This window comes from Stappia stellulata DSM 5886 (assembly GCF_000423705.1).
GTDB classification, from domain to species: domain Bacteria; phylum Pseudomonadota; class Alphaproteobacteria; order Rhizobiales; family Stappiaceae; genus Stappia; species Stappia stellulata.
Window position 1 is genome coordinate 168355 of the sequence record NZ_KE384083.1, and the last position, 13227, is coordinate 181581.

The 13227-nt window shown below is 65.3% G+C and carries 7 protein-coding genes; 3 read left to right on the forward strand and 4 right to left on the reverse strand.

Annotated features, from left to right (window positions below; genetic code table 11):
* Nucleotides 1-13: 13 nt before the first annotated feature.
* Complete coding sequence (locus tag G572_RS24585) at nt 14-1354, forward strand: aminotransferase class I/II-fold pyridoxal phosphate-dependent enzyme (RefSeq protein ID WP_051242931.1); 1341 nt, start codon at nt 14-16, stop codon at nt 1352-1354.
* A gap of 10 nt (nt 1355-1364) precedes the next feature.
* On the opposite strand, the gene G572_RS24590 is transcribed toward G572_RS24585, so the two are convergent.
* The 4 genes from G572_RS24590 to G572_RS0117975 form a co-directional block, all read right to left on the reverse strand.
* Nucleotides 1365-2519: a capsular polysaccharide export protein, LipB/KpsS family gene (locus G572_RS24590; RefSeq protein ID WP_051242705.1), complete on the reverse strand. Its 1155-nt coding sequence runs from the start codon at nt 2517-2519 to the stop codon at nt 1365-1367.
* Between the two features lie 25 nt (nt 2520-2544).
* On the reverse strand, nt 2545-3855 hold the full coding sequence (locus tag G572_RS0117965) for a capsule biosynthesis protein (protein WP_029059654.1): 1311 nt from the start codon (nt 3853-3855) through the stop codon (nt 2545-2547).
* Nucleotides 3839-5236, reverse strand: coding sequence for a capsule biosynthesis protein (locus G572_RS0117970; RefSeq protein WP_051242707.1), 1398 nt, complete (start codon nt 5234-5236; stop codon nt 3839-3841). The genes G572_RS0117965 and G572_RS0117970 overlap by 17 nt, the downstream gene beginning before the upstream one ends.
* Nucleotides 5237-5352: 116 nt before the next feature.
* Nucleotides 5353-6453, reverse strand: coding sequence for a polysaccharide biosynthesis/export family protein (locus G572_RS0117975; protein WP_208979147.1), 1101 nt, complete (start codon nt 6451-6453; stop codon nt 5353-5355).
* A gap of 401 nt (nt 6454-6854) precedes the next feature.
* Here G572_RS0117975 and G572_RS0117980 point away from each other — a divergent pair, with 401 nt between their 5' ends.
* Nucleotides 6855-8840, forward strand: a complete 1986-nt coding sequence (locus G572_RS0117980; protein WP_084650323.1) for an autotransporter assembly complex protein TamA — start codon at nt 6855-6857, stop codon at nt 8838-8840.
* Between the two features lie 301 nt (nt 8841-9141).
* Entirely contained in the window at nt 9142-13227 is a 4086-nt protein-coding gene (locus tag G572_RS0117985; protein WP_029059658.1) for a translocation/assembly module TamB domain-containing protein, read from the forward strand.

Below are 13227 nucleotides of genomic sequence, written 5' to 3' on the forward strand. Positions count from 1 at the left end.
ACGGCGGGATCTGATGGCAAGTCTCAGAGCCGGGCACGAAGCCGCACGCCAGCGCAAGCCCGCGCCCCCTCCAGGCGCGCCGGTCAAAGCCGCCCCCACTGTCACGTCCTTTGATTTTTCAAAGCTTCCCGCCTTCCGGCAGCTGACCATGCATCGCGCGGCAGCCGACATGATCGGGTTGGACAATCCCTTCTTCCAGCCGCACGACGGTGTTGCGGGCGCCACGACGGTGATCGACGGCGTGCGCCACGACAATTTCGCCTCCTACAACTACCTGGGCCTCAACGGCCACCCCGAGGTCAATGCCGCGGCCCTTGAAGCGGTCCGGACCTACGGGACAAGCGCCTCCGCCAGCCGCGTGGTCGCCGGCGAACGCCCCATTCACCGCATGCTCGAGACACGACTGGCCGAATTGCATGGCGTTGAGGATGCGGTGGTGATGGTGAGCGGCCATGCCACCAATGTCACCACCATCGGCCATCTGCTGTCGCCAAACGACCTCATCGTTACCGATGCACTCGTTCACAATTCGATCAGCGAGGGCGCCCGCCTGTCGCATGCCGCGCGGATGAACTTTCCCCATGGCGATCTCGATGCGCTGGAGCGCTTGCTGGGCGAGCAGCGTCACAAGTTTGACCGTGTGCTGATCGCCGCGGAAGGCATCTACAGCATGGACGGGGATTTTCCCGACCTGCCCCGCCTCATGCGCATCAAGCAAATGTACGATGCGTGGCTTCTGATCGACGAGGCCCACTCCATCGGCGTGATGGGCGCAACCGGACGCGGCATCGCGGAACACTTCGGCACCGACCCCACGGGTGTGGAAATGTGGATGGGCACGCTGTCGAAGACCTTCTCCTCCTGCGGCGGATACATCGCCGGGTCGAAGGCGCTATGCGACTACCTGCGCGCGACAGCACCCGGCTTCGTCTTTTCCGTCGGACTGTCCCCTCCGCTTGCCGCCGCAGCCCGTGCCTCCCTGGACGTCATGGCGCGCGAACCGGAACGCCTTCAACGTCTTGCCGAGAACGGACGGCGTTTTCTGGAGCGCGCAAGCGAGGCCGGTCTCGACACCGGCCCGAGCGCCGGGCTCAGTGTCATTCCGGTCATCGTCGGCGATTCCATCGGCGCGGTATCGCTGTGCAACCGGTTGCTCAAACGCGGCATCAATGCATTGCCGATCGTTTTTCCAGCCGTAGCGGAAAAATCCGCGCGCATCCGCTTTTTCATCACCAGCGAGCACACGAACGCGCAGATCGACCGCGCAGTCGATGCAACGGCGGAGGAACTTGCCGCCATCCGGACGACGAACACCCGGTTTTCCGATCTCGTGCGGAACGGAAAGCCGGAATAGACGGCGCCCTTCACAATCCGATCTTGCGACCGATCCAGGACGCCTGCTGGCGTGCCATGCGAAAGAAGCCGTGAAGGCGGTCGACGCGCTGCGCCGCCAGCCGTTCAATGAGAAGCTCCGGCGAGCATGGACTCAGTGTCTTCGGATCCAGCGTGACGGGGTAGTCGACGAGCGCGACATGGACGAGGGTTGCCAGATCGGGACGCCCGGTTCGTCGCGGCATCGGCGTCAGATCCCGGGTAAGCCCCCAGCCGGCATAAAACGGCATGCCATGCACGGTGACGGGCGTTTCGCGCAACAGGGCCTCGAAGCCGGCAAGCGAGGAAAATGTTTCCACCCGGTCGACCGTCTCGATCAGGTCGACGATATCGCCGCCCACGACAACATGATCGGCAAGCCCCTTGAGGTCGCCCGCCTCGAGCCGACCTGGGCGCAAGCCCGCCGCAACATCCGGATGCGGCTTGTAGACGATCCAGGCGTCTGGATCCCTTGAACGCACCCGACGCAGAAGCTCGAGGTTGACGTTGGCGCAGTTCGCGCAGTCGATCGTTGCACTGATCGAGCGGCGTACGCCGGCATCGTCGGCGACCTGTCCGGGCACAAGCACCGCCTCGCGCCCCTGCGGCGGAACACATCCCGCGCCGCGCCTGCCGACATTATACTTGCTCAGTCCCGCAGCCACGATCAGGCGCCGGAGGTCTTGCGCCCTGGCGCGTTCGCCGGACGACAGCCGACGGGTGTTCAGCACCCGTTCCATGCGGCTTTCCCGCGTTGCATCAAAATAGATGCCCAGATCGTCGAAGGCGAGCGCGGCGCCGCGCGCAAGTCCCGCGCCAAGCCCGACCGAGCGCAAAAACCCGTCCTCGATCCGCCAGAGCTCCACCCCCGCGTCGGCGGCCCTCGCCTCCACATCGGCGGAGACGGCGGCCGCCCAGCCAAGCACGCGCCCGCCGCGCATGCCCGCTGCCGCGATCGCGGATCCGGCGTCGCGGCAAAAGCTGAGTGGACGGGCGTCGGACCCGAAGGCCGCCGCAATCGCCCTGTGATTCCAGGACTTCGCGCCGAAGCAAAAGGCCGGCCGGTCGACAAGCGCATCCCGACGCCGCACGGCATCACGCGCTGCTGTTTCGACCGTCGTTTCGGGATCGCCGAGCCGATGTGTCACGCTAGCCCCATCCTCTGCCCCTTTCCTACAAGCGGACGCCGAGCGCTCTGGCACGTTCGAGGCGCGGTGGCGGTTCGTTGACCAGGTCCGGCACGCCGTCGAAAGGCGCCAGCAACCGGGCGGAAATCCCCTCGACCGCCGCGTTCAGTCCCCGACGATTGTGGATCGATCCGCGCACCTGCGTGAAAGCGGCAAGCGCCCTGACAAACGCCTGGACCCGTAGCGGAGCGGGCGGTTGCGGCGTGCTCCAGAAAGTGTCCAGATCCCCCTCGTGCGTCAAGCCGGGACCGTCATAGATCGCCGGAACGAGCGACTTGACCGGTACGCCCGCGCGCATTGCATCCAGTCCCACGGTCGAGTTGACCGTCACGACGCCGCTTGTTCGCGCGAGAAGCGGGCGCAGGTCGCCTCCATCCAGAAAGACCACCCGTTCCTCCAGGGCGAATTCGCGCGCCAGATCCGCAAGCGCCGAGCGCCAGTCGATCCAGCCATTGTCAAGCGGATGCGACTTGACCACCAGCCGTGTTCCCGCGGGCGCATGACCGGCGAAGGAGGCGACGACCTCGCGCAGGGCGTCCCGCATGGAGGCATAGGGCGATTGCGAGACGATCTGGTAGTCGCCCTCCATCTGCAACGGCAGCACGAAGAACGGTTCGCTCCAGCCAAGGACGGTTTCTTGCAGGGCCGTCGCGCGTCGGCGGCGAAGCGGGGCGCGCGCAAGCCGCGGCAGCCAGAGTATGTAATCGAAAACCGGCGGAAGCGGCGTATGACGCCTGTGGTGGGGGAAAAACAGCCAACCAAGGGCGACATTCGGCAAGTGATAGCTGACATCCTGCCATGCCTCGAGCGCAAATGAGGCCGGGTAGCACGGTGTGATATCCACCTCGCCTGCATTCTCGCTGAGGCGCGCAAGCGCCCCGGGGGCGACGGGAAACCGGCTCAGCACACCGAGCCCCCCGCGTTCCAGCGTCAGGAAGCCCGGACGGACAAGGCCCAGCTCGGTGACATGAACGGCGATCCCGAGGCGCTCGGCCGCGATCACCGCCTCCCGGTGATAAGGCCGTGTGTCGCCATGGACCACCAGGTCGGTCACGCCTTCTTGCGACAACAAGGTCTCGATCCACATCGGCCACGTGTCGAGACGGCCGCGATAGGAGGAGGATCCGGCACCGTGCCAGTGCAGCCAGTCGCCGACGCAGAAATTGATCCGCCGGACCGAATGCCCGGCCGCGCTCAATCTTGCGCCGATCAGCCGGTACAGCGGCGAAAGCGGACCTTGAAGAAACAGGAACCGGCGCGGCGACGAGGCGGCCAGCCGGTCAGTCGCGCCACGCACGCCACCACCTCCCGGTCTTGCCGCGCGCGGCGATCTCATCCGCAAAGGTCACCGGAATGCCCAGGGCGCGCGCGCGACGGGCACGCGGCGGCGGCGGCGTGGCGCAGCCCGGCTCGTTGACCGCACCTTGTGCAATCCGTGCGGCAAACTCGCGTGCCGCCGCCGCCTTGCCATCCCGCGTGTAGAAATTGCCCTGGATCTGAATGGCATGCCCCATCAGCCGCTGGACGGACTGATAGGTGTCGGGATCCGGGGCTTGCGGGGTCCGCCAGAAACGGTCCAGCGGCAACTGACAGGTAAGCCCCGGCAAATCGTATACGGCGACCCCTAGCACCTTCACGGGACAGCCGATCTTGATCGCGTGCAGTCCGGTGGTGCTGTTGACCATGACCGCACCGGCGGCGTGCTTGAGCAGGGTGACGAGATGCCCGCCATCCACAAGATGGACGCGGCGCTTGATGCCATGCCGGCGCGCAAGCTGACGCACGATCTTGCGCCACGGCTCGATGCCCTGATCCATCGGATGCAGCTTCACGATCAGTTGCGCGGCCGGATGGGCGTGAGCCGAAAAAGAGGCCATGACCTCGTCCAGCGCATCGGCAATATGGGCGTACTGTGCGTTGTAGCGCAGCTGGTAATCGCTTTGCATCTGCAGCGGAAAGACGAAACACGGACAATTCGATTCAATCAGGTCGTCGATCAGTATCGTTGCGATGCGGTCGCGACGACGGGCAAGCAGGAGACGCGGGACCGTCGCCAAATACTCGGCGACCGGATGGTAAAACTTGTCGGCGACAAAGCGCGGAAACGCCAGGACGTCGAACGTATTCACCAGATGGAACAGCACTTCATGCAAGGCTTCAAGCCAGAAGGGGTGCCGAAAGCGCTCCGTCATGTCTACGGGCGGGAGACCGTCGGCAGCGGCGCGGATCGCCGTCACATCCTCGGGAAAAAGAGAGCGAACCGACATCCCGTCGAGTTCGGCCGTAATCCAGTCGGGTCTCAGGTAGCCGTGTTCATAGGAAACCGCCCGCACTCCGTTTTGCCGCGCGATCTCCACGGCCGCCGAGTGATAGGGAAAGCGATCCTGATAGAAAACGATGTCGGTGACGGCATTGCGGACCAGGAAGTCCTCCAGAAACGCCGGCCAGTCCGACAGGCTGCCACGGTAGTTCACGCAGCGCGCGTCATGCCACACAAACCAGTCGGCCAGGCTGAGGTTGACGCGGAGGGTCTTGTGCCCAAGGGAAGCCAGCTCATCGGCAACGCGGCGCGGAAAGTCGGATGGCGGCCCCTGGAGGAAGAGCACGACACGCGCGGAACCGTCCGGGCGGCGCACGCCCTCGGCTTCGTCGCGTTCCCTGTGCAGATCCTCGGTCATCTTTCTCCGGTGGCGGCAGGACGGGACGCTTGCCCGTCCATGGCGGCCGTTCGTTTGGCCCCGCCGGCCCCAACCGTTTTTCCAGAACGCCGGGAAGACAAGCCTTCAACCGGGTATCAGTTGTTCACCAGACCGTTGGCCGTGTTCACATTGGACAGCAGCGGACCAATGATCTGCAGGAACTTGCCGAATTCGGCGGTCGGATGGTTCGCGACATAGATAATGTCCTTGTCGCGCATCTCAAACGAGCGGGCGAGGAAGAAGGCTTCCGCCTGCCGCAGGTTCAGCTTGTAGACAACCGGAATGCGGGCCGCGCGGATCGAGTCCACGGCATTGCCCTTGAGCTGGCGAACCAGCTCCCGATTCTCGAACCGGAAGAGGAAGATGCCCGCGGCGTCCGCGAAGAAGTCCTTCAGCCCGCCCACTTGCGCAAGACCTTCGGCGAGCGTGACCGTCTCCGTCTTGAACGGCACAAGTTTCGTGTCTTTGACGGCACCGAAGGCGGAGAAGGTGCGCGGCTTGTGGGTTACAAGCACATTGTCGCCGGCGGTCAGCCAGATGTTGTTTTCCGGGTAGTTGATCAGATCGACCAGGCGCGCCTCTCCGGAAGCGTTGCCGCGCTTGACCGTCACCACCGTCTCGTATGTCGCCTCGCGCGATCCGCCGGAGCGGGCGACGGCCTCCAGCAGCCGCATGCCGCGAACGGACATCGTGTACTGACCTGGGTTCGTCACATCGCCGACGACGACAATGCCGGTGCTTTCGCTGCCCTCGACGGTAACGAGAACCTGCGGCTCGATCGCCTTGCCCTTCAGCCGCTCCTGGATCGCGACACGCAGCCCCTCGACGCTGAGGCCAGAGGCCCGGATCCGACCGGCATAGGGGATGAAGATATACCCGCTCTCGTCGATCACGCTGGGGACAGACACCTGCTTGCCGTCGGACGTGGAGAACAACCCCTCGGGGGCGGCCTCCCAGATCGTGATCACAAGCCGGTCGCCAATGCCGAGGCGAGCCGAGCGGCCCCGGTTCGGAACGGCGCGAAACTGTTTGGCAAACGGTGCGGGCCGATAGGCGTGAAGCTTCGTCAGCATCTCGTTGTCAAGCGACAGCAAGACGTAGTTGGAGCGAATCGCGTCGCCCTCGATGTCCTCCGAGGTAATGGAAATAGCCGTGGGCCCCTGGCCGGGCAAAGCGCCGCAGCCAGACAGTACCATTCCCAGTACCGCAAGGAGGAAAAACCGCATACAAGCCTCAACTTCAGGCGGGTTTCGCCCCCGCACCATTCGGCGTCCAGTTAGCATCGCGTTCAGCCGCGTTACAAGACGGAACCCCTCCGGCGCGCTTGTAACCCAGGCGTGTTGTCAATCGGCAACATCTTCGGCGGGATTGGTAAACGAACAAGAAACCATTTGAAACGAATTCCCGAGAAATCCTTCATGCATGAGGCGCGTCATTCGACATGCGTGAATCGTCTTTCACCGGGAAACGTGCCATAACCGGCCAAATGGCGCTAAACACCCAAGCTTTGGCGCCAGGCAGCACATTCAGCCCCGGTCAACCATTTGCGATCATAGTCGCAAACGGTGGTCGGCAAGGCGATCACACGAACCCGGGTATGCTCGTGCGTATTTGCGAGACCAGTGACTTGAGACCCTGCGCGTTGCGCCGGCACCCCGAAAGGCTGCCGCTGCGACTGGCGTATCGTGTCTCGGTCCTGGCGCTTGCAGCGGCTCTTGTCGTCGCGCCAGGTCGTGCAGACGCACTCGATCTCTTCGGCTGGCTCCCGTTCGGATCCAAGTCCTCCGGCAAGGAAGACGATCAACCTGCCGTGGTCGATCCATTTCCCTATACCGCGCGCCTGGACGTCCCGGGCGGGTCGCCCGGACTGAAGGACGCGCTGACCGCGTCCTCGGAACTGCTCAGCCAGCGCGACCGCCTTCCCTCCGGCGAGGCCGGCCTGATCGCTCGTGCCATCTCCGATTTCGAGCGACTGATCGGACGTCTTTACGTGGAAGGCTTTTACGCAGGGACGGTGACCATCCGCGTCGCCGGCCTCGACCTGCAACAGGCACTTGGCGCCGCCTCCCTGCCCGGCCCCCGCCCCGTGCCCGTGACGATTTCGGTCGATCCCGGTCCGTTGTTTTCCTTCGGCAACATCGACATCTCCTCGAGCGAAGACATTCCAGGCGTTTCGGGGCGGCTTTCGGAGGGCGCGAGCTACGGCCTCGTACCCGGGGAAACGGCGAATTCGCAGAAGATCCTGCAGGCGGAAAGGGCCATTGTGTCCGACCTCAAGGCGGCCGGATATCCCTTCGCGCGCATTTCGCGTCGAGAGATCGTCGCCGATCATGACACCAACCGCCTGGATGTCCGCCTCGCCGTCGCTGCGGGTCGCGCGGCCCGCTTCGGCGCTGTTTCGGTCTCGGGAGCGGAGGTGACCGATCCGGACTTCATCGTCACCCAGGCCATGCTGCCGGTGGGCGAGGCCTACAGTCCGGCGAAACTGAACAGGGCGACCGAACGGTTGAACGACCTGGGGATTTTCTCCTCGGTGCGCATCGTGCCCGCCGACAGCATCGGCCCCGACGGCCTGTTGCCGGTGACCATCGAGGTGTCGGAACGCAAGCGCAACGTCATCGGCGTAGGCGCGAACTGGTCGAGTTCGGAAGGGTTCGGTGCGGAAAGCTACTGGCGGCGCCGCAATCTCTTCGGACGGGGCGAGCTGCTCAGCATCGAGGGCTCCGTCGGCCGGATCGCCGACAATTCCCTATCCGATCTGGAGTATTCGGCGCGGATCGCCCTGGAAAAGCCGGGCGCCTTCGGTCCGCAGACGCGGTTCACGACGAGCCTGGGCGCGAAGCAGGAAGTTCCCGACGCCTATCGCAGCCGCAGCATCACCGCCGACGCCTTCTACGAACGCGACGTCAACGACAGCTTGTCGTTCAAGCTTGGCGGCGAGGTTCAATATGCCGACGAGAACGATGTCTTCGGCAATCAAACCTACCTGCTGACGGGTGTGATCGGCCAGGTGAACTACGACACGCGCGACGATCCGTTGAACCCGACCAAGGGCATCAACGCGCTGGTCTTCGCCGAACCGGCCTATGACGCGCGCGGCGGCAACGCCATGCTGTTCACGCGCGGCCAGATCTCCGCATATCAGGCACTGGACGAGGCCGCCCGCTTCGTGCTGGCCGGCCGTCTGGGCGCCGGCAGCATCATCGCCCCGTCGGTGCGCGACATCCCTGCCGCCCGGCGTTTTTTCTCCGGCGGCGGCGGCTCCATTCGCGGTTACGCCTATCGCAATGTCGGACCGAGGCGAAACGGCGAGGTGACCGGCGGACGCAGCTTCTTTGAAGCCTCGGGCGAGATCCGTGTGAAGGCAACCGACACCATCGGCGTCGTCGGCTTTGTCGACGCCGGCAACAGTTTCGATGCAATGTACCCCGACTTTTCGCAGGGGCTGAAGGTGGGTGTGGGCGCGGGTCTGCGCTACTTCACGCCGGTGGGGCCGCTTCGGTTCGATTTCGCGGTGCCGCTCGATCCGGAAAAGGACGATCCCGATTTCGCGATCTATGTGGGTCTGAGCCAGGCGTTCTGATGCCGTTTCAAGACGTCCGGTTTTCCCTTCACACAGAATCACTTGGCCAGAAAACCTTGAGAACCGATTCATCCTTGCCCATGTGCATGACGGCCTTCGAACACACACAGGGGCGAAAACCGTCTGCCTGTCGACAAAGAATGAGTCCCGTCAGGCCGATGGCGCGTTTTCTTCAAGATCAGATTCCGATTCAATCCGCCGGCGCGCCGGTGCAAAAGGGTCTCGCTCACGCCACGATCCGGCTTCAAGCTGTCGCGGCAAGTCGCTGTAGCAAGACTCGTTTTTTCACATGAAGGGCCGAATGACCGCACCGCTTCCGATCCGGTTTGGAATTGCGCTGATCCGCATCGCACTGCGGGTGACCGCGGGCCTTGCCTTGCTCGTCGTCGTCCTGGCCGTCGGCGTGCTCGCCGTGTTGCAGACCGACGCCGGACGACGCAATGCCGCCAGCCTGATCGGCTGGGCCGCCTCGAGCGAAGACAGAGGCGTCGCCCTCACCGGTCTCGCCGTCGACTGGGGTCTCGATCTGCGGCTTGACTCGGTCACCGTGCGCGACGCGACCGGCCCCTATCTGTCTGTTTCCGGGCTGGACCTCGCCTGGCGCCCTTCGGCGCTTCTTTCCGGCGTCGTCGCCATCGACCAGATTGTTGTCGAGCGCGTCGCACTGGCGCGCCTTCCCGCCTCGCCTGCCTCCACGGAGCCCGGACCGCCGGCGGAGCCCGGTTTGCCCTCCCTCCCCGCCATTGTGCTGGATACCGCGCGCATCGAGGCAATCGAGCTGGGGGCGCCGGTCGCAGGCTCCCCGATGCGCCTTGCGGCAACCGCGGAGCTGCGCACCGAAGCCGCCCCGCAGGCGCTGTCGGGCAACGTCAGCGTCATCCGCACGGACGGTACGGAAGGGTCCGTCGATGCGCGGGTGCGCTTCGACCGGCAGGCCGAAGCGCTTTCGGTTTCCGTCAGCGCCCGCGAGCCACGCGGCGGACTGGTGGCACGGCTTCTTCAGATCGAGGGATTGCCGGCGCTCGATTTCGCAATCGACGGAGACGGCCCGCTGGATGACTGGCAGGCCGACCTCGCGCTCAAGCTCGACGGCGAAACCGACGTGTCGGGGTCCGCCCGGCTTACCCGGTCCGTTCCGGCCAAGGGGGAAGCCCACCGCACGCTCGAGGCGGAGCTATCGGGCCGTCTGGCGCCGCTCACGCCGCCGGTCGCCCAGGCCTTCGTGATGGGCGAAACCCGGGTCACCGCGAATGTGCGCATGAGCGACGACTTCACGCCGCAACAGCTGAAAGCGTCGGCGGCAAGCGATACGCTGTCGAGCGATATCGCCGCGACCTTCGATGCGGAAAACGACACGCTGGAGGCAACAGCCGGTCTTCGCCTGTCCGGCGGCGACGGTGCCCGGATCGCATTGGAACTGCCCGAGCGCCGGGTAATTCTTGGCGACACGACCGCAACATTGGCCGCGCGCGGACCGCTCTCCGAACTGACCTGGCAGGTCGATCTCGCATCGGCATCGCTGGAGACCGCCGAAGCCTCCCTCGAAACTGCGCAGATCGTACTGAAGGGATCGAAACTCGATGCGACCGCTCCATCGGCAGCGATTGCAGCGACGATCGACGCCAGTATCGCGCGGCTTTCGCCGAAGGCGGACGGGGCCGCCGATTTCGCCGGTCCCTTCCAGGCCAGTGCAAGCCTTTCTCTCGATCCCGTGACGCTCGAGACCGAAATCGCTTCCCTTCAGGTGGACTTCGCGCCCGCGACCCTCACTGCAAGCGGAACGGTCAGCCCCGAAACGGTCGCCGCCGACTTCGACATCGGCGTGTCCGACCTGGCGCGGTTCGACCCGCAAGTGTCGGGTGGACTGACCCTGAGCGGACGGGTCGAAGGTCCGCTCTCGGGCCCCCTCGTCACGGCCGACGCCAATGCAGACGAGATCCTGCTGGCCGGCAAGCCGGTCCGAAACTTGAGGCTTTCGGCAAGGGCCGACACCAATCCGCAGGCCCTGTCCGCCGATATCGAGCTGGACGCCGATGTGGACGGCAACGCCCTGAACGCGGCCCTTCGCGCGGAACCGGACGGCAACGGCCTCTCCGTCCCGACCCTCACCCTGAACGCGGGCGACAACACGTTGTCGGGCGCCCTGAAGATCGCCGATCTTGCCCGTGCGACGCAGACATTGACGGGAGAGATCTCCATCGATGCTCCGGATCTTTCGGAGTTTTCGACGCTTGCTCTGACCGAGCTTGCGGGCAAGCTGTCCGGCGACATCGCAATTTCCCAGGAAGACGGGTCGGCACGCGCACAGGTCGTTTTGTCGGGCGGTGAAATCTCTGCCGCCGGCACGCGCGTCGGGTCCCTCTCTGCCGACTTCACCCTTCGCGACCTTTTCACCGCCCCGGCGGTTGACGGCAAGGCGCGCGCCAGCGACGTCGTCGCCGGAGGGACGTCCATTGATCGCGTGATCGCCACCGCCAGCGGAACCGGTGAGAACACGGATTTCACGCTCGAGGCCCGTCTGGCCAAGGGCGCTGCTGCCGACGGCGTGTCGCTTGCCGGCGCGCTTGCGACCGGCGACGGAGAGGTGAACCTGTTGCTGAAGACCCTCGACGGTCGCTATAGCGGCCTCGAAACGCGTCTGGCCAATCCGGCTCGCATCGTATCCGCGCCGTCCGGGACCCGGATCGAACCGTTCACGCTGCGCCTTGGCGACGGGACGCTCACGATTGCGGGACGCGTCGCCGACACGCTCGACCTGAAAGCCGACATCGCGCGGGTGCCGCTGTCTCTTGCAAATGCCGTGGCGCCGGGCTTCGCCATCGCGGGAACGCTCAACGGCACGGTAACCGTCTCGGGAACGTCATCTGCGCCGACAGCCGACTGGTCCTTGAATGCGTCCGCTCTCGCCGCCGCGCCACTGCGTGACAACGGCCTTCCCGCCCTGTCGCTTGCCTCCAACGGCCGCTACGCGGGAGACAGGCTGACCCAGACCACCCGGATCAGCGGACCCGACGGGCTGTCACTCGTCGCGGACGGCTCCGTGCGACCGGCCGGCGCGGGCTCGCTCGATATCGCCGTCAATGGCAGCATTCCCTTGTCCGTCGCACGTCAGCGGCTGATCCTGGCCGGATTTTCGGCCACCGGCACCCTGTCGGTCGATGGCCGCATCGGCGGCACTTTCGCTGCACCGACCTATGCCCTGACGCTTCGTCCTGCAAACGTCGGTGCGACCCAGCTTGCCAGCGGTCTTTCGCTGCGCAACGTGTCGGGGACAATTGATGTTGCCACCAACGGCATCACCTTGAATTCGCTGCGCGCGGACATTGCCGGCGGCGGATCGCTGACGGCGGGGGGGCGTGTCGGCCTGGACAACGGCATGCCGGCCGACCTGCAGGTCCAGGTTCTAAACGGTCGCTATTCGGACGGACAGATCGTGCAAGCCACGGTCAATGCCGACATCTCGCTTTCCGGACCGCTGGCCAGCACCCAGTCGGCGGCGCGGCTGGGTGGCACGGTGACCATCGAGCGAGCAGATATCACCATCCCGAGCAGCCTTCCCGGCGCAATCGATCCGGTCTCCGTCACCCACAAGAACGCTCCGGCCAACGTGCGCGCGCAGGACCGGGTCCTGCAAAGGGACGAGGGCGGAGGTGGCGGCGGGAGCGCCGGTGGCGGCACGCGACCGATTGCACTCGACGTCACCGTCAATGCGCCCGGGCGGATCTTCGTGCGCGGGCGCGGTCTCGATGCGGAGATGGGCGGCAGCCTCAGGCTTGTCGGCACCGTGGCGGACCCGCAGGCAATCGGAACGTTCTCGATGCGACGCGGCCTGCTCAACGTCCTGTCGAGGCGCGTCGAGTTCTCCAAGGGCGATGTCGGCTTCACGGGGTCGCTAACGCCGCGCCTCGACTTTGCCGCGACCTCGCAAACCAGCGGCGCCGCGATCACCATCACGGTCAGGGGCCAGGCGGACGCGCCGCAGATCGCCTTCTCGTCGGCGCCCCAGCTTCCGCAGGATGAAATCCTTGCGCGCTTCCTGTTCGACCGCAGCATGAGCGAGCTCAGCCCGGCACAGATTGCCCGGCTCGGCGCCTCCATCCTGACCCTGACGGGCGGAAGTGGCGAGGGGCCGCTCGGCAGCTTGCGTCAGTCGCTGGGGCTGGATGCGATCGATCTCGAAACCGGCGGTGATGGCGGCCCTTCGCTGGCCGTCGGCAAATACCTCAATGACAACATCTATCTGGGGGTCAAACAGGGCAGCGGCGCCGATTCCAGCCGTGTGACGGTGGACATCGACATCACCAAGTCGCTGAAACTGCGCGGCGAGGTCGGCGCCGACGGCGAATCGAAGGCCGGTATCTTCTTCGAGCGCGAATTCGGCAAGTAA